Source organism: Turicibacter sp. KK003 (assembly GCF_037014675.1).
GTDB classification, from domain to species: Bacteria; Bacillota_I; Bacilli_A; order MOL361; family Turicibacteraceae; genus Turicibacter; species Turicibacter faecis.
This window is the reverse complement of the sequence record NZ_CP142738.1, coordinates 1,765,461-1,787,643: the sequence shown is the minus strand read 5'-3', so window position 1 is coordinate 1,787,643 and position 22,183 is coordinate 1,765,461. Positions and strand designations below refer to the sequence as shown.

Here is a 22,183-nt window from a genome sequence, read left to right as displayed (position 1 = left end):
GACTATGTCATGAAAAGAATGCACCTATTTAAGCAGTATCTTGACTTAATGATTGAGCGTGAAAGAAATAAAAGAAAAGGGTATTTTTTACCTAGGGAGTCATGCTTAATAACCCTTATCATGCTCTTTTCATACAGCCCTTAAACCGAGGTTTGTTGAGGGTGTAAATGGCTTTATAATTAATTAAGATAGGAGGTGAGGGAAGTGGTTATGACGAAGATGATTGAAGTGTTTTCGCATGAAGTGGTAGTTCCAGTAGCGGGACTGACGTTAGTCGTCTTTTTGATGGTGTGCGATATTCTGAGTGGAATTTTCAAAGCCGTAGCGATGCGGCGGGGAGTCAATTCCACGATAGGAACGAATGGCTTGATCCGAAAAGCGGGGGTGCTACTGGCATTACTTGTCTTCATTGTGATTGACTCTTTAGTCGAATTGAATTTGGTGACAATGATCCCAACCGATGTACTTTCTATTTTTAAACTTGAAGAAACTCAAATCGGATTAAGCCATGTGATGCTTGGGTTCTTTGGATTATTTGAGTTGGTTAGTTTGTTTGAAAATCTCGGGGAGGTCGGGGTACCTTTACCACGCTTTATAAGTAAATTTATTGAACGATTACGAAACACATTAGAGGGGGAAGAGTAATGGCTTATACATTTAGAAAGCAACTTGTTTCAAAAGATAAATATTCTTTAAAATGCCCGTACACGATGACGGTGGAGTATATTACCGTTCATGATACCGCGAATCGGGCGAGTGCGGAAAACGAGATTAAGTATATGACGACAAATAATTTAGAAGTTTCCTATCATCTTGCTGTTGACGAGGTGCAAGCCATTCAGGGGCTTCCATTTAACCGCAACAGTTGGTCTTGCGGGGACGGTTCCAATGGTCTTGGAAACCGCAAGGGCATTAGTGTAGAAATTTGTCGTCCGCTACATGAAGATGGATTCTTGTATGAGCAGGCTGAGGAAAATGCGGTCTATGTAGTGGCGAGACTGTTGCATCAGTTTGGGTTGCCGATTGAACGCCTGAAAAGGCATCAGGATTGGAGTGGGAAGATGTGCCCGAATCGGATTTTGGGCAACCATAAGTGGGAGAACTTCAGGTACCGTGTGAAATGGGTGCTAGATGAAATCAAAAAGGGGAATATTGAGGCCCCACTTGAAGCGGGAACAACCGCCCTTAAACAAAATGCAAGCCCCGCTCCTGCAACAAAAATATTTCTAGTGGAAATCACCTGTGACTCATTAAACATCAGAGAGAAAGCCGACTTTAACTCTAAAATAGTTGGAACTGTGAAGCGGGGCGAAGTCTTTACAATCGTTAAAGAAGAAAACGGACTCGGCAAGTTAAAGTCAGGAGCCGGCTACATTAGCATGAATAGTAAGTACGTCAAAAAGAGAGCCTAACGGCTCTTTTTATATTATAAAAATTAGATAAATCTTTAAATACAGATGGTAGATGCAGACCGATATTTCAAATTTATGTGTATTATTTATAAAAATTGGGAATGATAAAAGGGAATTTTATATATTTAAGTTTTTCATTAAGGAGGTCTTCTTTTGGATCAATTAAAAACTTTATCTGCAGAGGAGATTACAGACGTTGTTAAAAGATTTTTAGACAATCAACTTTATAATTCAGCTTTATTAATAGACGGAAAATGGGGAACTGGAAAAACTTATTTTTTAAAGACAACTTTAATACCGAAAATTAAAGAGCATGGACCTAAAAGACCATTGTATGTCTCGTTAAATGGAATTAACTCTATTGAAGAAATTAAGAATCAAATCACTGTTTCCTTTATAACTGAAATGGCAAGCGGGGGTGGGGATAAAAAGGTCTTAAGAAAGGGAGTCACACAAAGTGGTATTCAAAAACTGGGAGGATTTTTAAGGGTAGGAAAAAGTCTTTTAAAAAAATATATTGATATTGATGGTATCAAAATAAATATTGCGGATTATCTGGATTTCAGTAAGTTTGTATTAATTTTTGATGATTTAGAGAGATGTGCCTGTCCAGTTAATGAGGTAATGGGTTATCTCAATAACTTTGTTGAACATCAGGGAGCAAAGGTAATTTTGATTGCAAATGAGACTGAAATATGTGGTGGGAATGATAAAAAAGAAAGAGATAAGTATGAAAAAATTAAGGAGAAATTAGTAGGTCATACTATTCGTTACAATCCATCATTAATAGATATTTATGAAAATTTAATAGAGACTCATGTACACGATGAAAATTTAAAGCAGTTATTAAAAGAACATATAGGCAGTGATATAGATTATGCCTTAAAATTAGAGCATCCGAATATAAGAACGTATCTATTTTATTTAGAAAAAATAATGGGACTATACAATAATTTGGGAGATTATAAAGATAATATGGCTCTTTTTAGTAAAATTCGTTTATATACCTATGTGATATGTATCAAATATAAATTAGGTATTTATTCAGGTGATTGGGAAGAAGGTGAATTATATAAGAATATTCCTCTCATTGAAAATGACATGACCGGTCCTAGAATTCTAGGGTTTAGTATGATAGATAGGTATATTTTAGAGGGATCTTTAAACAAGGATAGGCTTGAAAGCGGGATGGAACTGTATTTAAAGGAACAAGAGGACGAAGGTAACCCTTTAACACTACTTGCGGACTGGTATACATATACAGAGGTAGAAGTAAATGAGGCATTGAATAAAGTTTTAGATAAATTAGTTAATAATGAATATACAGTGACCCAATATCAAAGTTTAGCTAACAGTATAATTGATTTGTATAATGCTGGGTTTGAGGGTGTCCATATAGATAGGGTGTATAATCAAATTAAAAAAAATATTGAATCCTTTCCGTTATCTATATTAAATGATTTGAATTTTAAAAGATTGGGACACAGATATTACGGTAGTAGGGCTCTAAGTTTAGTGAAGGGTCTGAATGAAAAGGTTAATGAAGTTATTTATGCCGATAGAAAGGTAAAGTTAGAACAATGTTTAAGAGAATCTGGTTGGGGAGAAAAATTATACGACATGGTACAAGAAACGACTGTTCCGTTGGAAGAGAGAATTTTTATGAAGGGTATTAATATTGAAGACTTATACCAAGCCATTTTAAATGCGTCAAATAAAGATTTAGCTTATCTAAGGTACTCTATTTATGATTTCTATCGTTATAATAATATAAATCAATATTATAAGGATGATATTCCCAGTATAACGAAGTTAATAGATAAATTGAAAAATACGGATGAAAATAAATGTGATGCTGTGAAGAAAATTAATATTAAATTACTGTTAGAAATATTGGAAGATAAGCTTGAACTTTTAAAAAAATAGTAGAGGGGAAGAACAAAAGGTGGCAATTGTTGTTAATAGGCTCCTTTTAGTTGTTTTTTTATTGTTCATAAAAATGCTTCAAAGTAAATTCAATATTGGTGGCGTCTTTGCAGTAGTGGGGGGGGCTAATTCTTTGAGTTGGCTGAGGTTATTAATGCGTTCTAATTGTTCGATTTAGTCGTGCGTCTTATTAACAGCAACAGTATCCGTAACTAAATCTATCCCGCTTCCATCATGCCCTTAATCTCTATCCCCCACATCAAGTCACTTAAGGCCACCTACTTCGTGGGGTGTGTGCCAGTGCCTTGATAGTGGAGGAATTGTTGTAAGGATAAGGGGAGCACTCTAGTAGCGGGACATAGCATAAGAAAGGCAAATTGTTCGGCGTGCCAATCTATTTGCCGTGTTCTCTTAAATAAAAAACAACTGGTTCCGTGTACTGGAAGCAGTTGTTTAATGAAAGATATTATTTTTTAGAGTAGCCTTTGGTGGAAAGTTCTCAAACTCAAATTTGATTACGTTTATATTTCTAATATAAAGAATGATTCTTCATCAGAAATGGCACTTGACAATTTCTTTCTATTAAAACAGTTAATTTAAGTTTTAAAATTAGCTATTTTCTGTGTCATTTGAACAGCAGTTTAATTGAAAAAATATTTTCAAAAATTAAGAACCAATATGGGGGATAAGATTAAAGAATAGGTAAACGTTTGTTTGTAGTTTTGTTGTCGTGTATAATTATCTCGAAAAAATAGTTTTTTTGAAAGTGAGGTCGATAAAAGATGGGTTCAAATCGTATTACTTCGGCTATGGATGAAAATAAACAAAAAATGGTAGATTCAGAACGTATTGTTTCTATGATGATTGAAAAAGAGAAAAAGAGGAAAAAGAATATAGCGAGATTTCATAAATGTATTTTTCATATGCATTCGCCAGTTTCTCATGATTATAAGCTTATTGATGGAGTAAAAAATTGGAGAGAGTTATCGGAGAGAGATTTACTTAAAATTGCTGGGGAGAAAAAATTACCTTTGAATCTAATTTCTAAAGACCACTTAGATTCTTTAGCAAAAGATAATTATGAGTCAAGATTAGAATTATTAGCTTTTTTTTTGTTGGCTCATGAACTGATGATTAAGGATATTGAGCTAGTAGTGCTAACTGATCACAATACAATTTTAGGTTATCACAAATTGGTAAAATCTATAACGATGTTATATGAGCAATTTAAAGGTTGTTATAAAGTTTGTACAGAGGTTATTCTAGGTATTGAAATTTCCTGTTCTGATAAATGTCATGTTGTTGGAATTTTTAATGAAAAAATTCATATTCATCCATTACAAGAATGGATTGATGAATGTATAATGTCAGATAACGATGGGACATTTTTAAATAGCATAGAGGTTTTGAAAAAAATAAATAAAATAGGAGGGATGGGCTATATAGCCCATTTGAATTCATTACCACTTTTTAATGAGGGGCATGTTAACGGAGCATATAAGGAACATTTATTTAAGTTAGAATATAATCATTTTTTTGGAGTATCTGTTAAAGATGAAGAAATTGAAGAGGGAAAAAATAACTATAAAGAGATAGCGAAAAAGAAGGCAAAGATTCAAAATAAAAATATACGTCCTTTTGTGAACAAATATTTTAATTATATTATTGACGAAGATTCGCATTTATTGGAGGAAGTTGGGGGTAGAAGTTTTTGGATAAAAGGGCAACGGTTGGATTACCACATGATGTATGATGCTTTAAATGATTTTCAGACCTCTATTTCGCATGAAAAACCGACCGAAATATCGTCGTATATAAAGAGTTTATATATTGATAACAAATGCTTTTATAAAGGTCAAAGTGGTGAAGGAATGATTATTCCCTTTTCAGAAAATATGAATGCTTTGATAGGTGGACGTGGTACAGGGAAAAGCACTATGTTAAATATTATTGAATTTTTAGCGTCCCAAATTGTTGAAAATAAAAAAACGTTAGAATATATAATTAAACAAGGAACTATTTGTTTATTGTATTCTCATAAAGGACGGGATTATTATATTATGTTTCATAGTGGTGGTGGTGATGATAACGATAAAGAATTTATTAGAAAGTGTTTTCCTGCTAATGGTGGAGGATATATTGATAAAGAAAATGAGAGAACGCAAAGGAAAACAGTGATTCAAGATAGAATACAAATTTTCCAATATGAGAATGGTAAAATTAAGGAAATTACTCAAGTTAAGAAATTATTAGATGAGATGTTCACACGAAAGTTTTCAGTAAATCATTTAGTAAATATAGCCGGTAATCAATCAGAAACAGTCGAGTTTATTTTAGATTTATTGAATAAAAATTCTGAATTAAATAAGGGAGTATCACTTTCAACTTCAGGAAGAACGTGGAAATGGATTGAGAAGAAGTATAAGGGGTTAAAAGAAGCATTGTCTAAAAGAAAAAAAGAGGTTGACAAAGTAATACTTCCCTTTAATGAAAGTCAAAATAATAAGATTAGAATTACCTATAGGCAAAAGAAAATGAATGAATTTTCATTTAGTTGGAAAGGTATACTAGGTATATATTCAGAGGATTTTAACAAACCGTTCTGTAAGTATAATATAACGAATGAGAGTGTAATGGGATTAATAGAAGATTTATCATCCCAGACAAATCCCATTGACGTAGCATTGAGATTTTATAAACGAGACTATAAATCATTGATTAATCGAGTAGAAATAGAAAAATATTGCATGGATGAAAGTATTGCGAATATTAACCGTGATTTGGTGAAACTGAATCAAGACAATATTACCGATTTTTTTGATGCATTAAAAAACAAAATATGTAATGGTGAAATACTAATCTGCAACTTTTTAAGAAAATACCTAAAAGACGTAGAGTCGTTTGGGTTAGATTTTAATATTAATAATAAAGAATCTACTCAAAATTTGGGATTATTATTTAAGCCCATAGATGAAGTTTCGATGGGACAAAAAGTTGTTGCTATGATTTCTTTTATTTTAGAATACAGTAAATTCACAAATGATTTAAGTCCCTTAATTATAGACCAACCTGAGGACAATCTAGATAATCAATATATTTATCGTAACCTAGTAAAAGATTTTAGAAGTATAAAAAATTCTCGCCAAATCATAATTGCCACTCATAATTCCACGATTCTTATTAATTCAGGTTGTGAAAATGTTATCATTCTGCAGTCTGATAATGCACGAGCATGGATGGAGAAAAACGGATACTCTAAAAATAAGGAAATAAATCGTAGAGTTATAAATATTCTCGAAGGAGGGGTTGAAGCCTTTCAAAATAAGGTGAAAATATATAGGGAGAATATAGATTTCAAAAAAATTTATTAATTGAAATCTATGCAGCAGTAGGGATATGAAACAAGGCTTAGATAATTATAATTATCTTGGTATATTGTATAGGCCTAAATCTGTTTCTCCCCAAAAGAAAGTAATAAAAATAGGCTTGACATGTCGCTAGATCATTGACATCATTAGCCTTTTCTTATCCCATTTCTATGTACAATATGGCCCCACAAATATCAATCCACTCATGCCGACTATATACTAGCATATGTGTGGGCATCGGTACCGGGATATTTTTTGGGGGGATTAATAAAGATACCTTTATTGTAGCGGGATATATAGCAAAAAACAACTGGTTCCATGTAGGGGAATCAGTTGTTTTTTAGTTGTTCATAGAGATGTTTAAGGGTGAGTTCAAGATTGGTGGTGTTGCCGCAGTAGTGGAGGGTGGCGCCGGTTTGTTTGATTTTTTGGTACATGGCATGGGAGTTATAGGCGTCATTGAAGAAGAGGGTATCTGATTTTTTGAGGTGGCTGAGGTTTTTGTTGAGATCCTCAACAGAAACGAAGTGCCAGGTTGGGAGTTGTTGTTTGAGGGCGTGTTGCCAGGTTGGATGGCCACCGATGAGAAAGCATGGGTGGGCCATCAAGTAGTCGGTCATCGTCTTGGTATCGGGTTGATCTTCTTCTTGTTTGCGGGTGAATCGTGCTTGGAGGGAATGGTTTTCTTGTTGAAGGTTTTTTATTTGTTGTTGAAGGGATTGGACGGTGTTATCAGCTCGGTTTAGTTTTTTTAGGAGGGACGTGTTCTCTTCTTCTATGTTTTTAAGTTGTTGTTTGAGGGTGGCGATATTATCCAAGAGTGTTTGTTCCTGGGTGTTTAATTGGTCTATTTTAGCCGAATAGTCAGCCTTGAGTGTGTTTAATTCAATGAGGTTTTCTTCATAGTCATTTACGAGGTAGTTATTTTTAATGGCGGTGTAATCCCGGATGAGGGCGTCGAGTAAGAGGTGAGTTCCGAGGAGTTCTTCAAAAGGTTGCGGGGATTGGAAGGTCGCTTTGACGTAGCTCGTTAGGGCGAGGAGTTGGGTTAAAGAGGCATGGGTTACAGGGGTGATGTTTTCTAGGTCAATGATGTTAATGTTGTGATGAGCGAGCAAGTGGGCAGTTGTATTGATTCCACGGGCGAGGTCGTTTGAAAAGGCGATGGTGTTTAGCTGTTCGGGGGCGGTTTTAAGGGATGGATTTTGTTTGAGGGCCTCGGTTGCGTGGGTGTGACCAATGGCGCTGATAAAGTGAGTGAGGGGAAGTTTAAATGTCTTTTTCTTGAGACCAAGGTGAGCGTAGCGGGCCATAAAATGATGGGTGTCATCGTCTGAGTCAGATGGCAGGGGGACCTCTTGGTTAATGAGATGAAAAGAGGTTTTGAGCACGCCTAGGGCGTAGGGAGTACAGTTGATTTTGGTTTGGGTTAGGCGACACAAATAGAGGATAATCGTAAAGTAACTAAAGGAAGACAGGGTGGAATCCAGTCCACTTTTAGCAATCTGGTTAAGCATGTTATCCCTGAGGTGAAGGATGTCAATGACGGGATGATGAACAATCGAATGATAAAGGAATTTATATCCCTTTTTGATTAGTCTTAGGGTTTGGTGAGAGTGGCCATTCTTTACCTCATCGAGGTAAATCCCGCTAAATTGTTGAATCCCTCGGTAGTTAGCGGCACAAAGGCTTAGAAGATAGGGATGGTTGTAATACTCGCTTTCTTTGAAAAGTTGATAGTATTTCTTTGTATCCGTTTCGTAAAGCGTTGCGATTTCTTGATGCAAGTACGCATGACTTCCAATCGCAACGATCATATATAAATCAAAATCTTTTATTTTCAAGGCATGAATTAATTCGTGTGCCGTATACAATGTCGTCTGTTTCATAAAATCTCCTCCAATATCAGACATTATATAATGAAATATAGTGAAAAGCGATGACTTGAAGGAGTCAATATTTTTGATTTTCTAATAAAAAAAACGTTCAGGGGGATGAACGTTTTCTATAATATAAGAAATTTAGGAAGAGTTTTGTAATTAAAATATTTTAGGGGGTGTAAGCAAATTACTTACATTATTGTTATTGGTAAAGAGAGTAAAAGTTATTCATAGAAGCAAGATAATTTTATTTAAAGAATGTCCCGCTTCAAGCTATGCCACAAGATCTATCAGACAGTGGTGCTATTGCTTACTCAGATGGTTTTGTTAAACAAGGAAACTTTAATCTATAAACCTAGTCGATTTCTTCTAACTCCAACAAACGACTTCTAACAATCCCACCAGTGTCAAACTATCGTTTTCCTCAGAGGTGGCCTTGTTAGATCGCTAAACTGGAATAAGTAGAATTCAGACTAAATCGTTAATTAGGTTAATTAATGCAGTAGCAAATATTTCTTCTTGACCTTTACCAATCAGTAGCACGTTATCTAACTCTAATAAATCATTTTGTTTTTTTGTTGAGGGATTCCCTGCATAATTAAACTCAATGTATCCAGTTGTTACAGTAGGTTTTTTCATTTTTATTGAGGATAAGTTTTTAAGGTAAATAATTAATCGGCCACTGTATTCATCTAAAGAAAGTGCCTTACCACTTTTTAAAATTTCTACTCTGTTGTTATAAATCTTAACTGTACCATCATTAAAATTATAATTAAATAATTCAGTCATATTACATTCACCTCCCTGTAGTATAATGTATTGCAGTAAAAACGTTTCTAAAACTAAGAAGGACTCAAATATTTATATGGATAGGCTAATCATGGTTACACATCATTAGCCTTTTCTTATTTGATTTATCCCGCTACAACTAAGAACCGAACTAACCAACAATCCATAGACGCCCTACGTGGTAGGGGCGTGTGGGATTGTTGGTTAGTTTTTATGTTAATAGAGACAGAGATAAATCCCCTCAATAGTTGAGCGGGGAACCGCAACAGTTGAGGGGATTGGTTTTAATAGGGGATGAATAGAACGCAGGGCGATCTATTCATTTTGTGTTATAGGAAGATATTTTTGGAAAGGGGGACTTTGTATCAAAGTGGTCCTTAATAAAGGTGGACACAAGATCTATCAGACAGTGGTGCTATTGCTTACTCAGATGGGGGTGTTAAACAGGGAAACTTTAATCTATAAACATAGTCTATTTCTTCCAATCCAAACAAGCGAATTTTAACCATTCCATCACGTCGCCAATAGGCTCTTTGGGAGGATTGGTTAAATCGCTAAACTGGAAGCGGGAATTTAATAGGGATAGGCTAATCATGCATTCGCATCATTAGCCTTTTCTTATTTGATTTATCCCGCTACAAGGAAGAACCGAACTAATCATCAATCCGTAGACGCTCTACGTGGTAGGGGCGTGTGGGCTTGTTGGTTAGTTTTTGTGTTGAAGGAAGGTGCCTTCCAGTAGAGAGAAAAATCCCCTCAACGATGTATGGGATTGATTGTTAATATGGTGACTGTTAGTTATAATAGTAGGTATCGGTTAGAATGGGGAGTGAGGACAGTGCAGTGGATTATTCCATGTGATTTAAATTATTATGATGCGATAAGTGCCTTTTCTAGTTTGAAAACGATAGATTGGCGGCAAAATAACCGGTATGCTGTAGGGGATACGGTGTTTATTTATGCTTCGGCGCCTTATCAAAAAATTATGTTTAAAACGAAAGTTTTAGCAGTAGATCTCCTGTACGAGGATACAATTGATGATTTTACTTTTTGGAAAGTACCAGTTGATGAACGGGAGAAAGAGAAAAGGAAATCACGTCGATATGTAAGGTTACAATTAATTAAGTTTTTGGAATGTGACGATTTAGGGCTAGAATCTCTACTGAAGCAAGGTTTAAAAAAAGCACCACAAGGTGCAGTAAAGTGTCAGAATGATAAACTTCAATTAGGTGAATATATTGAGAAATATTTTGCGCAGGATACTCTGGATGATAAATTGGATGTGATTGAAGAGGATAATTATTACGAAGGAAATAGTGTTGAGGTTCAACTTAATAGATATGAGCGGAGTGTTGAGGCAAGAGAGAAGTGTATTGAATTTCATGGATGCCATTGTAAGATTTGTGGGTTTGATTTTGAAGAAGTGTATGGAGATGCAGGAAGGGGATTTATTCATGTTCACCATATTGTTCCAATATCAGAAGTCAAGGAAGAATATTTGGTGAATTATCAAAAGGACTTAATCCCGGTTTGTCCAAATTGTCATGCAATCATTCACAGAAGAAAAAAACCGTATACTGTTCAAGAATTAAAGCAAATACTACGAATTAGAAAGTAGACGTATGATAGGCTAATCATGTTCACACATCATTAGCCTTTTTCTTATGAGATTTGTTATAAAACTGGATTTTTTGGTTTAATTGTATAAAAGTTTATGTTTTGGGGAAATATGTAAAGGTGGTAATGGAGGAATGGTTAGTATTTAGATTAGGTTGGGGGAAGGAAATGAGTTCGTTATAGCATTTTTATCAAGATTATAGGAGGGTGTTCAGATGTCTAATCCTTTAGCCATAAAATCAAATGAAACTAAATTTTTTGCGGTTTTAAAATCGGCACTTGATTTACCTTATGTCAAAATCAATCGGGATGAATTTTTAGAAAGAGAATTATCTAAAAGGTTTCCTAGGGAAACAGTTAATTTAGCTATCAAGAAAAATCCAGCTTATGCTGGGATTACCGTCGATCAAATTGAAGAAATTGCACAGGCTTGTATTGCTAGTGAAACAACTCGGGTCACTGCTTTATCAGCGGCAGCGGGAATTCCCGGTGGGTTAGCCGCGTTAGGGACTGCCCCAGCGGATGTTGCTCAGTACTTTGGTCATGTATTACGCGTGCTTTATAAGTTAATTTATTTATATGGGTGGACGGATTTATGCGATGCTCAAGGAAATTATGATGATGAAACTTTAAACCAGTTAACGTTGTTTATTGGAGTTATGTTTGGTGTGAGAGTCGCATCGGGTGCGGTCGTTAAGATAGCGGGTGTTACCGCAAACAAATTGGAAGCAACGATAGCGAATAAGGCATTAACAAAAGGAACAATCTATCCCATTGTAAAAAAGGTGGCTGGAACTTTAGGTGTGACAATCAATAAACAGCTTTTTGCGAAGTACGTTGGAAATGTGGTTCCTGTTATTGGAAGTGTTGTGTCAGGAGGGTTAACTTATGCGATGTTTAAACCTTCTGCTATCAGATTGAAAAAATACTTAGAGAAACTCCCGACGGCTAACGTAGCAGCGTATCGATTTGGTGGTGAAACAAACTTTTCATCAGTAATATTAGAAGGTGAGCTCGTTTAATTGACCGTTAATATTTTTTACTTAAGAGGAATGTCTTCCAAAAGCGGGAAAAGAAAATCCCCTCAATAGTTGAGGGGAATTGTTTTTTTATCGTATTTTTTAAAAGTTTCTCAGCTTTTGAGTGGTATTATTCATTATTTTTTTGTGACATATTTTCATATAATTGTCCAATATTATTAAGGCAATATAATGCAAAAATAATAAATAACGCTCTAGCTACTACAATTCCATCTACGGATAAATCATATCCATGATGATTCAAAAATTCCGTATCAAAAACAAGATACAAAGAAATAAAAATTCCAATTAGATTACAAAAAATTATCATACTTTATCTCCTATTCTTAAAATATTTTTAATATTTCAACCATGCATATTCTCCATACATAGGTTTTTTTACTGTATATTTATTTGAACTAATGACCCTTCCTGTAACCATGTCATACATTCTATTTCTATTTTATATTTAATACAATCCCCGATATATACCCTTGGTTGGCTCTACCATTTCATGTGTAGTTTTCCTTGGAGGGTCCTGTTAAATCGCTAGTGTTAATAGCTGATGATGACGAGGACGAGAATGAGAATGAAAAGATAGTTAAGTTGGTTGCTTTCTTGTAATCGGCATTGTTCATGTAAATAGTTCAGGAATAGTTTTTCGTTCGTGGAGTTGGGGGATGCTTTGTTTAGTTTTTCGAGGGTGCGTTGGTAATTTTTTTTATGTTTTTCTTTATAGATGCGGTGGCAAAATCCACCTATAAAGAAACAGAGAATGATAAGTGATCGATCAGATATCATGGTTTTCGCTCCTTTTGGTAAAATTTATTAAGTATAATAATACAAAATTTTACAAAAGTAAACAAATTTCCGTATTTAATTTTGATGTAAGCCTATTTATTTCAATTATATGTTCAATGGTTATTCGAGGGTGATGATTGATAAAATGAAAAAAGCAAGGTCAGGGTACTGAAAAAGTACGACGAACCTTGCTTTTTTTTATGAGAAAATACTAACTGCTTTCTATATTATTTATGTAACTGATAAAAGGGAGATGAAGTGAATGAAAAAGTGCTTCTCCAAACGTCAAGAAGTATCTTAATACTTTATGAGAAAATAACGACTTTTATCTATGGTATTTTTGTAGTCCCTAAAAGGGGAAAAATATAGGAGGAATTTTGATGGAAGATTTATCAAAACTTATTTTAGATGTATGTTTAGCGATGAATTTAGTAATTACCATGATAGCCTATGGATTAACCATTATCACACTGGAAGTAATTCCAGATAACTGGTATTTTAAAAAGTGCAGTCGGATTCAGTTTGAGAGATTTGTTTTCTTTTGTTATTTTTTGATTATTTGGGGTATAACATTAATTTGGTTGTAATGAATCACGCATATTTTTGATTTATTTGGTGCCCACCATTAGAAGGTGGGCTTGTTAAGTGGGAAGATAGGGGATCGTATATCAATCCCTATCTTTTTATTTAAGGATAAAAAAAACCAGACATCAAATTTGGGAGAGGATGTCTGGTATTGGGAGTTATATATATTAAATTTGGGATGATTAAATTATAACATGAAAGTATTTACAATGGAAGAAGTATTTTGTCAGAACGTGACTTTTTTGAAAGTGTAAATGGGAATATAATTGAATTATAGGGGATAAAGTCTCCTAAACAATAATGAAAGTGGGGAAATAGTATGAATGATATTTATGATCGCCGATTATCAATTTATTTGAACGTGGGGCTTGATGATGATGGGAAGGATGTTATCAAGGCGAAGACGTTCTCTAACGTCCGATTAGACACAACAGACGAGGAGTTAACAGAGTTTGCACAAAAGTATGTCGCTTTATCATCAGGAGCGAACACGAAAAATATAGTCGCTGACTACCGTATGCTTTAATAATTAAGGGGGAAATGAAAAATGGCTATGGAAGAAACATACACACTTACTTGTAAATTTAAGGACACAGAAAATAAGACGCGTAGCATCGAGGTGAACAATCCAACTGCGAACTTAACGAATGACAAGATTTTAGATTTCATGAATCACGTCATCGACAGCAACGTGTTAGTCTTGAATGAACTAGATCCGAACTTAAAGTTCGCCAAAATTGATGGCGCATATCTCACAACTAAAACAGTTGAAGATATTACTTTAGTTTAGTCTAAAAGGCTTGGGGTGATGGTTAGGCTTTCGTACACGTCGTAACCCAGGGTCAAAATTCATGAAGTGGATTTTGTGACCTGGGAAGACTTGAAAGAAAGACTGTCACTCCAAGCTAGATTGTATAAAAAGTTGAGGGGTGTGGGTTAAATCTCCTACGAGATTTTGTAACCCGAAACTAGATTGCGTAGAGGAAGAAAGTCACTTCGAAAGGAGTGGCTTTTTTTGGTACTTAAAAAGGGTAGTCCAGTGTGCCTAATTGTGTTAGAATAAATAAGCCGTTAGGCAACACATCTATCATATATCACATTATTATAAAAAGCAGTCGTCAATGAATGGGGACTGCTTTTAATTTGAAAAATAAAAAGAAACGTTGATTAAAATATGATATAATAAAAATGAAAAGGGCCAACTTTTTAAACGTTCATCATTGGGATGATTTATCTTAAAAAACCAGTCAAGTAGCAACCCGCTACCTCACTGGTTTTTTCTTTTTGCACGGAATTTATCTTTTAGGTTTTCAGGAGGTATCGCTACAGGAGCAGGTAAAACGTATATGTCGGCGTTTGATGTGGCGCAAGTGAATCCAAATCGAATGTTATTTCTTGTTCATCGTGAAGATATTTTATATCGGGCAAAGGAGACGTTTGAATATGTGCTAGGTAAAACGGGTAAGAAAATGGGGATTTATACCTCCAATGTTAAGGAGGTAGAGGCGGATTACTTATTTTCTACTGTCCAAACAATGTCCCGGCATTTTAAAAATTATGCAAGGGATTCTTTTGATTATTTGATTGTTGATGAGGCTCACCATATCGGGGGAGAAACTTATCAGCAGTTGTTAAATTACTTTACGCCAAAGTTTTTATTAGGGATGACAGCAACGCCCGAACGATGTGACGATTTTAATATTTTTGATTGTTTTGATGGGCACGTCGCGTTAGAAGTACGACTTCGTGATGCGCTTGAGCAACGTTTAATTGTACCCTTTCACTATTTTGGGATTCGTGATATCGACGGTGTTGATTTGAGTAATATTAAGGCAGACCAAATTCACGAATTAACTAAACGTTTAAAAGTAAATGAACGTGTTTCTTTTATTTTAGAGCAGATGGATTTATACGGGCATGATGGTCGCTATCGTAAGGGAATTGGTTTTTGCGCAAGTATTGAACATGCTGAGTATATGACGAAGAAATTTAATGAAGCATCAGTTCCGAGTGTCTGTTTAACGGGGAATCATTCTCCGAAAGAGCGCCAGGTGATGATGAATCGCCTAGCTTGCGATGAGGATCCTCTTGAAATGATTTTCACAGTAGATATTTTTAACGAGGGAATCGATATTCCGAGCATTAATACGGTGTTAATGCTTCGCCCAACGCAATCTCCGATTATTTTTATTCAACAGTTGGGAAGGGGACTGCGGAAAAATGAAGATAAAGAATTTTTAACGGTTCTTGATTTTATTGGAAATCATAAAAAGTCCTTTTTAATGGCAATTGCACTTAGTGGAGATCGTTTTTATGATAAGGATAGTTTAAAAGTAGCTGTGGCGACTAACTTTGCGGGACATTTAGGAGATAGTTTTGTCACTTTAGACGCAATTTCTAAAGAGCAAATCCTTAGTCAACTAGAGAACGAAAAATTTAATTCGATGATGTACCTCAAAGAAGCATATGCCGAGTTTAAGCGGATGAAACGCGGGCAGATTCCGTACATGTTATGTGATTATTTAGGGTGTGAGGGAGCCCCCGATCCGTTAGCTTTTGTCAAAAAATCTAAGACATATTTACAGTTTATTTATCAGGTAGAGAAGGATTTATTCTTAGAATCTGTACTAAGTCACGACACTTTTGTAAAGGTTTTAAAGGAGTGGTCATCTCAACTGCCATTAAAGAGACCTTATGAGTTTATTCTCATGAAATATTTGTTAAATCACCGGGAAGTGATGACATTAAACCAGGAACTAGCAACACGGGAAATTTTAAAATATGTGGATTCTGTTTCACCAACAAGTGTCACTCATGCCCTTGAATGCCTCGGACAAACCTATTATGATCTGAGTGATCAGGCTCAATATGTTCAAACATTTGATTGGATAGGTGGGACATTAGTGACCTTACCCGTTTTTAATCAATTACGATCAGTTCCGCATTTTAAAACTTACTTAGATGATGTGTTGACCTATGGTCTTGTTCGTTACCAGGAAGAATTTTCAACCGCTGATTATGGGGACCCTTTTTTAAAGCTGTATGAAACGTATTCTATGCGGGAGGTTGCTAAGGTGGCTAATTATAATAAGAAACATAGTGCCTTTCGTGGGAGCGGCTTGTTGACGTATAAGAATAATTTCTTTTTATTTGTTGAGTTGCATAAAGAAAAAGATATTAAGGAAAGCATTAATTATGATGATTGTCTGACGTCATCTCGGACATTTCAGTGGCAATCTCCAAATAAAACAACCCAGGAGTCTCCGCAAGGACAAAATTTAATTAAAAATGTAGAGCGTCAGATTCACCTGCATTTATTTGTAAGAAAATTTAAAAAACTTGATGGCGATGTTCAGCCGTATATTTATTTAGGAAAAGCCAATACCCTGTCAGCAAGTGGAAATAATCCAATTACTCTTCAACTAGAATTGGAACATGAAATTCCACCACAACTCTATCGCGAACTTAGTTATTAAATGAAATAGAGAGGATGGAGGGCTCATGAAAAATTAACGTTGCTAGCCTCAGTTATTTTGGGTGATTCCAAAAAACGAGGCTAGTGATGGATAAATAAAACGGCTTTTGTAGGTATGTAAAAAAACTAGACGTCCTTCTTATGGAAGGCATCTAGTTTTTTGTAAATTAGTTTGATGATATAAGAAAACAGAGAAAAATCTATTATTTAGGGGGGGGTTAGATTTCTCCTTGGATTGATTTTATTATAGCATATTTTCCACCATTTTCAAGCATCCTTCTACATTTTTTGAGAAAAATAGAGAGAGTTTCCAATGAAAATGATGGAGAGTGTAAGCGATGGGCTAAATGAAAAGACTCTATTCGATTTATTCGAAATAGAGTCTTTTCATTTAATTGTTTAAAAGTCGTTTTACGGCCGGAATATCGGCAGGTGCCCAACGGAGTTTTTCGAGTTGATCGACGTCTACCCACATGAGTTTAGCGTGTTCTTTGGCGATAGGGGTTCCCGAAATTAATTGGCAATCGATCGTTATGAAATGAACAATCAAATTCTCATACTCATGGAAATAGTTGTCTCTTAACTGTAAGGGTTCAATCACGCAATTTAATTCTTCTAAGATTTCACGACGAATGGCTTCATTAAAGGTTTCACCCGGTTCAACTTTACCGCCCGGAAATTCCCAATAGTTTGGGAGTGACATTTGAGGTGAACGAAGGGCGCACAAAATCTGGTTATGTTCATTTTTGATAATGGCAGCGACGACAGGTATAGTTTTTTTCAACGGTTATCAGCTCCTCTTATGCATGATTAGTCAAGGTAAGGCAATCCATTGGCATCGAAGGTAAATCCTTCTCCAAGTGTTTCATAAACATGGCTCACACTCACAAAGGCCTGAGGATCAATGGTATAAATTATTTCTTTGAGTGAATTGAGCTCACGCTTATTAATAATTGTTAAAATAATTGTTTTTTCGGTTTTATTGTAAGAACCCATTCCATGAATAAAAGTAGCTCCTCGAGACATTTTTTGATGGATGGCATCGGCAATATCTTGGTAGGCATCTGAGATAATGAGGACTTTATGTCCCGCTTGAAATCCTTCTTGAAAGCGTTCGATAATTTTTGAGGCGATATAAAGCCCAAGAATGGTATAAATAGCGTTGGTAAATGATAGAAAGATAACTAATGAAATCCCGATGACAATAGCGTCAAAGGTAAACATCGTGCGCGCCATTGGAATCCCTAATTTATCTTTTATAATTTTGGCTATAATATCGACTCCTCCCGTGGTTCCCCCAGCGTTAAAAATAATGCCAAGCCCTGTCCCAATTAGAACCCCCATTCCTATTGAGGCGATAATCATATCGTTGGGTAGTGGGGGAATAATATGCCCTAATGATTCAAATAGGCTTAAGAAGAGAGAGAGCATACATGTTCCATAAATGGTTAACCAAAAACCACGTTTTGTAAATTGACGGTAGCCAATAATGAGCATTGGAATATTTAGTAGAAGATTGCTAACTCCAGTACTAATTCCAAATAAATGATAAAGAATAATTGTAATTCCAGTAAATCCCCCTTCGGCCATTTGATTGACAATGGCGAAATTAACGACTCCTAATGCCATGAGTGCAGTTCCAATCGTAATAAAAAATAGTTGTTTTAAGAGTTTGAATGACATGTGAGCGACCCCTCCTTGAATGAATAATTTAATGATTATTATAGCAAAATTTTCTAAAATATACAATTATCGTGATTTTTAGGTCAAGGAATTTGACAATTTTTTGACGAATAGACGTGATATGGCCAAATAGACCTTAAAGATAAAGGACCTTATGTTGGCTACAACAGCCGGGAGGGGTTGCAGAAGTTAAGTTTAAAAAAGAGGGCAAAGTTCGGTGAAATGAACTTCGTTTTTAAGCAGATAAATGTGTGGTCTCGTGTTAGTAAGGGGATTGTAGTAAGCCCATCTAGTGTTGAATAATTCTTTGGTTTACGGCGAGGTTGTGTATTGAGTGGCGAATAGGAGGTGCGCTTTATTTTAGTCAGCTTATCCTTTGGATGTGGCACAAAGTTTTATACGGGAATTAATATTTTTTCTTAACAATAGGTGAAGTTATCACACTTTTTATGATTTGCAATACAATAAAATAGGCAAATAAAGGAGTGATAAGATGAAAAGAGTTGTTGTCGGTGGATTAGAGGGAAGAATGGGAAGTTTTCTCGTTGAGGCATTGAAAGTTGAGGAAGATATTACGTTAGTTGCCGGTGTGAGTGAAGTGGAGTGTCTAGAAGGGGAAACCCCTATTTATAACGATATAGATAAGGTCCTTGCAGAGGTGGATTTTGATGTTTATATTGATTTTACGGTTTATACCTTTGCAAAGGAAGCGGCAGAAAAGATGTTAAAGGCTGGAAAATCTATTGTTATCGGAACGACGGGCTTTAACAAAGAAGATGTAGATTATTTGAAAGAAGTGGCGAAGGAGTATGGTGGAAGGGGGGTTATTGCGCCTAACTTTTCTGTCGGTGCGATTTTAATTAATAAATTTACGGAGATTTGTTCGCATTACTTTGATAACTTTGAGATTGTGGAGTATCATCATGTGAATAAGAAGGATCAGCCTTCAGGAACGGCAACCTACATTGCAAATACCCTTGATTGTGCATTAAAACGTAAATTAGCTTCTACGCATGTTCATAGTGTACGTATGCCTGGTGTCTTGGCAAAACATCAAGTTTTGGTAAGTGATGAATATCAAACGCTTGAGTTGATTCATCAGTCGAATAGTCGTCATTCATTTGAAAAGGGAATTATTTTAGCTATTCGTAAAGTTGGTGAATTGGACGAACTTGTTTATGGATTACAACATTTATTAGATTAAACCTTCCGAGCGAAGGTTTTTTTATGATAAAAAGTTGATTATAAGCTTTAATCTTCAGTATAATAAGAAGAGTATAAATTTGAGATGGAGTGTGTGTCATGGACTTGTTAGCAGCTGGTACGAGTGTTTTAGAAACGTTGAATGGGGCGGGATATGAGGCCTATTTTGTTGGAGGAATGGTTCGGGATCGGTTAATCGGACGTCCAATCTACGATGTTGATATTACGACCTCTGCCACGCCTGATACGGTCATGTCATTATTTGATAAAACAATAGCAACTGGCTTGCAACATGGGACAGTCACAGTGATGATCGGGAAGATCCCCGTTGAGGTCACAACGTTCCGAGTGGAAAGCCACTATATTGATTATCGCCGTCCGAAGGAAGTGCGTTTTACTCGCTCATTAGATGAGGATTTGAGACGTCGCGACTTCACGATTAATGCCATTGCGATGGACCGAGAAGGTCAGCTCCTAGATCCCATTGGAGGGCGAGAGGATCTTGAAAAATCGTTAATTGTCTGCGTAGGGAAACCAACTGAGCGGTTTCAAGAGGACCCTTTAAGAATTTTACGTGGAATACGCTTTGTTTCTAAGCTTGGTTTTTCATTAGAAGCTGAAACATTAGCTGCAATGATTGAAACGAAAGAATTATTACAACAGATTTCCATGGAAAGAGTTAAAAAGGAACTAGAAGGCATGGTGAAAGGGGACTTTTTTCAAAAGGCGATGAATGATGCCTATGAAATGGATTTAATGTCAGTCATCCCGTTTTTTAATGGCTTAAATAAATATCGACAACGTTGCTATGAAGCAATCACACATCCTATTATATTGTTTGCATTGGCTGGATTAACATGCGATAATTTAGCTGAATATTTAGCGGCCTGGCCTTTTTCACGGGTAGAACGCAAATGTATTGAGGTATTATGTCATGCCCTGAATCAGGAGGTAGACCCTACTTATTTTACTTATTTATATGGGGAAGAGTGGGCAAGGTTTTACCATCAAATGAAATTATTTATCCATCAGGAAAACGTTCCGTATCAGGTGGTTGATTTACCGATTAGTGATCGCCGCGAATTGTTGATTAGTGGAAAGGTGATTGCTGAGGTGATTCAGCGTCCGAAGGGACCGTGGATTCAGGAACTATTAAGGAAAATAGAGTATTTAGTTGTAATGAATCAATTGAAAAATGAGAAAGAAACGTTAATTCAGTATATAAAGAATGAGATGGAGGAAGCTGATGATGAATAAAAAAAATAAGTGGTTAAAAAGAGCTGTCCTTTTAATTGTTGTTTTGCTTGCGATAGGTGTGATTTCGTTTGCTTCGTATGTTTTACAATATGATAAACAGTTACTGACCTATCAGGAGTCCTTATCTAAGCTACCGGAAGTTAAAAAGGTATTAGAAATATCGCAATATAACGGCGAAGAGCAGTATTATGTCGCGAAGGTTCAGTTGACATCAGGTAAGGATTATTATTATTTTATTAAAGATAATACCGTTAAGTTAAGCTGTGAGACGAAGGATTTAATGACGAAAAAGCAAGTAGAGGAAAAAGTAGCGAATGTTATCGATCAGGGTGTGATTAAACATTACTATTTAGGTGTTTATGGTGAGACACCGATTTATGAAGTTCTTGTGACGAATGATAAAGGTGATTTTTATGTCATTTTAGATGCGAAAACATCAGAGGTATTATTACAATTTAAGGCGAAATAGGAGCGGTTGTGGTGTACGGATTATGGAAAGATAATTTACTTGATTTTAATACGTTATTATTAACAACTTATAAAGAATTAGGATTGAACGAGCAGGAGTATGTGTTGTTAGTGTTGCTCGCTCGCTTACTAAAAACAAATCCTTCGGGCTGGACGTTTAGTGATATTTCAACACATATGACGATTGATGAGGCAAATTGCTCGGTGTTATTTATTAATCTTGTTGAAAGACAGTATATTACAGTGAGTAGTAAAATGGATGAGCGAGGGAAGCGGTTTGAGGAATACTCGATTGCCCCTCTGTTTGAAAAGATAGAGACGTTATTAAGACAACAAAAGACGCAAGCTACATCTACCCAACGTGAAGAAATTTTTAGTATGATTGAACAGGAGTTTGGGATTTTAAGCCCGTTAGACATTGAAACCATTCATCTTTGGATGACAGAGGATAATTTTGACCCGGAGTTAATTAAGCTAGCTATTCGGGAAATGAATTCTTATCAAATTAAATCAATCCGTTATATTGATAAAATTTTGCTGGATTGGAAGAAAAAAAATATTAAAACAGTAGAAGAGGCTAAACGACAATTAATCGCCTTTCGTCAACGTAAGCAATCATCGATGACGACAGAAACTCAAACGGTTTCTGTTGATCCCAATTTTTATTATGATTGGATGAACGAGTAAAGCTAAAGGAGTA

19 protein-coding genes are annotated in these 22,183 nt (G+C 35.6%); 14 read left to right on the top strand and 5 right to left on the bottom strand.

Annotation, left to right across the window (positions count from 1 at the left end; all coding sequences use genetic code 11):
• The first annotated feature begins 210 nt into the window (after window positions 1-210).
• The 4 genes from VXM77_RS08765 (at window position 211) to VXM77_RS08750 (ending at window position 6,709) form a co-directional block, all read left to right on the top strand.
• A complete protein-coding gene (locus VXM77_RS08765) occupies window positions 211-645 on the top strand; it encodes a phage holin family protein (protein WP_338507434.1) in 435 nt (144 codons plus the stop codon).
• Window positions 645-1,412: an N-acetylmuramoyl-L-alanine amidase gene (locus tag VXM77_RS08760; protein WP_338506068.1), complete on the top strand. Its 768-nt coding sequence runs from the start codon at window positions 645-647 to the stop codon at window positions 1,410-1,412. The genes VXM77_RS08765 and VXM77_RS08760 overlap by 1 nt, the downstream gene beginning before the upstream one ends.
• A 153-nt stretch (window positions 1,413-1,565) precedes the next feature.
• Window positions 1,566-3,338 carry a P-loop NTPase fold protein gene (locus VXM77_RS08755; RefSeq protein WP_338506066.1) on the top strand — a complete coding sequence of 591 codons (1,773 nt, stop codon included), beginning with the start codon at window positions 1,566-1,568 and terminating at the stop codon, window positions 3,336-3,338.
• A 782-nt stretch (window positions 3,339-4,120) separates the two neighbouring features.
• Complete coding sequence (locus VXM77_RS08750) at window positions 4,121-6,709, top strand: Spaf_1101 family AAA-like ATPase (RefSeq protein ID WP_338506064.1); 2,589 nt, start codon at window positions 4,121-4,123, stop codon at window positions 6,707-6,709.
• A 326-nt stretch (window positions 6,710-7,035) separates the two neighbouring features.
• Here VXM77_RS08750 and VXM77_RS08745 read toward each other — a convergent pair whose 3' ends face one another.
• Together VXM77_RS08745 and VXM77_RS08740 are read right to left on the bottom strand one after the other, a co-directional pair.
• Window positions 7,036-8,595: a hypothetical protein gene (locus tag VXM77_RS08745; RefSeq protein WP_338506063.1), complete on the bottom strand. Its 1,560-nt coding sequence runs from the start codon at window positions 8,593-8,595 to the stop codon at window positions 7,036-7,038.
• A gap of 459 nt (window positions 8,596-9,054) precedes the next feature.
• Window positions 9,055-9,375, bottom strand: a complete 321-nt coding sequence (locus VXM77_RS08740) for a hypothetical protein (RefSeq protein WP_338506061.1) — start codon at window positions 9,373-9,375, stop codon at window positions 9,055-9,057.
• Between the two features lie 838 nt (window positions 9,376-10,213).
• Here VXM77_RS08740 and VXM77_RS08735 point away from each other — a divergent pair.
• Both VXM77_RS08735 and VXM77_RS08730 read left to right on the top strand, forming a co-directional pair.
• A complete protein-coding gene (locus VXM77_RS08735; RefSeq protein WP_338506060.1) occupies window positions 10,214-10,993 on the top strand; it encodes an HNH endonuclease in 780 nt (259 codons plus the stop codon).
• 214 nt (window positions 10,994-11,207) lie between these two features.
• Window positions 11,208-12,014, top strand: a complete 807-nt coding sequence (locus tag VXM77_RS08730; protein WP_338506057.1) for a hypothetical protein — start codon at window positions 11,208-11,210, stop codon at window positions 12,012-12,014.
• A gap of 127 nt (window positions 12,015-12,141) precedes the next feature.
• On the opposite strand, the gene VXM77_RS08725 is transcribed toward VXM77_RS08730, so the two are convergent.
• Window positions 12,142-12,342 carry a hypothetical protein gene (locus VXM77_RS08725; protein ID WP_338506055.1) on the bottom strand — a complete coding sequence of 67 codons (201 nt, stop codon included), beginning with the start codon at window positions 12,340-12,342 and terminating at the stop codon, window positions 12,142-12,144.
• Window positions 12,343-13,192: 850 nt separating this feature from the next.
• On the opposite strand from VXM77_RS08725, the gene VXM77_RS08720 reads away from it, so the two are divergent.
• The 4 genes from VXM77_RS08720 (at window position 13,193) to VXM77_RS08705 (ending at window position 16,873) form a co-directional block, all read left to right on the top strand.
• Window positions 13,193-13,399: a hypothetical protein gene (locus tag VXM77_RS08720; RefSeq protein WP_338506053.1), complete on the top strand. Its 207-nt coding sequence runs from the start codon at window positions 13,193-13,195 to the stop codon at window positions 13,397-13,399.
• A gap of 317 nt (window positions 13,400-13,716) precedes the next feature.
• Window positions 13,717-13,923 carry a DUF1659 domain-containing protein gene (locus VXM77_RS08715; protein ID WP_338506051.1) on the top strand — a complete coding sequence of 69 codons (207 nt, stop codon included), beginning with the start codon at window positions 13,717-13,719 and terminating at the stop codon, window positions 13,921-13,923.
• A gap of 21 nt (window positions 13,924-13,944) precedes the next feature.
• Window positions 13,945-14,187, top strand: coding sequence for a DUF2922 domain-containing protein (locus tag VXM77_RS08710; RefSeq protein WP_338506050.1), 243 nt, complete (start codon window positions 13,945-13,947; stop codon window positions 14,185-14,187).
• Window positions 14,188-14,629: 442 nt separating this feature from the next.
• Window positions 14,630-16,873: a DUF3427 domain-containing protein gene (locus VXM77_RS08705; RefSeq protein WP_338507432.1), complete on the top strand. Its 2,244-nt coding sequence runs from the start codon at window positions 14,630-14,632 to the stop codon at window positions 16,871-16,873.
• Between the two features lie 390 nt (window positions 16,874-17,263).
• Here VXM77_RS08705 and VXM77_RS08700 read toward each other — a convergent pair whose 3' ends face one another.
• A complete protein-coding gene (locus VXM77_RS08700) occupies window positions 17,264-17,656 on the bottom strand; it encodes a (deoxy)nucleoside triphosphate pyrophosphohydrolase (RefSeq protein WP_161832651.1) in 393 nt (130 codons plus the stop codon).
• A 26-nt stretch (window positions 17,657-17,682) separates the two neighbouring features.
• Window positions 17,683-18,555: a YitT family protein gene (locus VXM77_RS08695; RefSeq protein ID WP_161832652.1), complete on the bottom strand. Its 873-nt coding sequence runs from the start codon at window positions 18,553-18,555 to the stop codon at window positions 17,683-17,685.
• A 493-nt stretch (window positions 18,556-19,048) separates the two neighbouring features.
• On the opposite strand from VXM77_RS08695, the gene dapB reads away from it, so the two are divergent.
• The 4 genes from dapB (at window position 19,049) to VXM77_RS08675 (ending at window position 22,170) form a co-directional block, all read left to right on the top strand.
• On the top strand, window positions 19,049-19,759 hold the full coding sequence (dapB, locus tag VXM77_RS08690; RefSeq protein ID WP_161832653.1) for a 4-hydroxy-tetrahydrodipicolinate reductase: 711 nt from the start codon (window positions 19,049-19,051) through the stop codon (window positions 19,757-19,759).
• A gap of 98 nt (window positions 19,760-19,857) precedes the next feature.
• A complete protein-coding gene (locus VXM77_RS08685) occupies window positions 19,858-21,015 on the top strand; it encodes a CCA tRNA nucleotidyltransferase (protein ID WP_161832654.1) in 1,158 nt (385 codons plus the stop codon).
• Complete coding sequence (locus VXM77_RS08680) at window positions 21,005-21,484, top strand: hypothetical protein (protein WP_262950434.1); 480 nt, start codon at window positions 21,005-21,007, stop codon at window positions 21,482-21,484. Before VXM77_RS08685 ends, VXM77_RS08680 begins: the two co-directional genes overlap by 11 nt.
• A gap of 11 nt (window positions 21,485-21,495) precedes the next feature.
• Window positions 21,496-22,170, top strand: coding sequence for a DnaD domain protein (locus VXM77_RS08675; protein ID WP_262950435.1), 675 nt, complete (start codon window positions 21,496-21,498; stop codon window positions 22,168-22,170).
• Window positions 22,171-22,183: the final 13 nt, after the last annotated feature.

What these genes read in the sequence shown, in the direction of transcription:
- VXM77_RS08765 (WP_338507434.1), top strand. Translation starts at nt 211, where the DNA reads ATGACGAAGATGATTGAAGTGTTTTCGCATGAAGTGGTAGTTCCAGTA.
- VXM77_RS08760 (WP_338506068.1), top strand. Translation starts at nt 645, where the DNA reads ATGGCTTATACATTTAGAAAGCAACTTGTTTCAAAAGATAAATATTCT.
- VXM77_RS08750 (WP_338506064.1), top strand. Translation starts at nt 4,121, where the DNA reads ATGGGTTCAAATCGTATTACTTCGGCTATGGATGAAAATAAACAAAAA.
- VXM77_RS08745 (WP_338506063.1), bottom strand. Translation starts at nt 8,595, where the DNA reads ATGAAACAGACGACATTGTATACGGCACACGAATTAATTCATGCCTTG.
- VXM77_RS08740 (WP_338506061.1), bottom strand. Translation starts at nt 9,375, where the DNA reads ATGACTGAATTATTTAATTATAATTTTAATGATGGTACAGTTAAGATT.
- VXM77_RS08730 (WP_338506057.1), top strand. Translation starts at nt 11,208, where the DNA reads ATGTCTAATCCTTTAGCCATAAAATCAAATGAAACTAAATTTTTTGCG.
- VXM77_RS08725 (WP_338506055.1), bottom strand. Translation starts at nt 12,342, where the DNA reads ATGATAATTTTTTGTAATCTAATTGGAATTTTTATTTCTTTGTATCTT.
- VXM77_RS08720 (WP_338506053.1), top strand. Translation starts at nt 13,193, where the DNA reads ATGGAAGATTTATCAAAACTTATTTTAGATGTATGTTTAGCGATGAAT.
- VXM77_RS08715 (WP_338506051.1), top strand. Translation starts at nt 13,717, where the DNA reads ATGAATGATATTTATGATCGCCGATTATCAATTTATTTGAACGTGGGG.
- VXM77_RS08710 (WP_338506050.1), top strand. Translation starts at nt 13,945, where the DNA reads ATGGCTATGGAAGAAACATACACACTTACTTGTAAATTTAAGGACACA.
- VXM77_RS08695 (WP_161832652.1), bottom strand. Translation starts at nt 18,555, where the DNA reads ATGTCATTCAAACTCTTAAAACAACTATTTTTTATTACGATTGGAACT.
- dapB (WP_161832653.1), top strand. Translation starts at nt 19,049, where the DNA reads ATGAAAAGAGTTGTTGTCGGTGGATTAGAGGGAAGAATGGGAAGTTTT.
- VXM77_RS08685 (WP_161832654.1), top strand. Translation starts at nt 19,858, where the DNA reads ATGGACTTGTTAGCAGCTGGTACGAGTGTTTTAGAAACGTTGAATGGG.
- VXM77_RS08680 (WP_262950434.1), top strand. Translation starts at nt 21,005, where the DNA reads ATGATGAATAAAAAAAATAAGTGGTTAAAAAGAGCTGTCCTTTTAATT.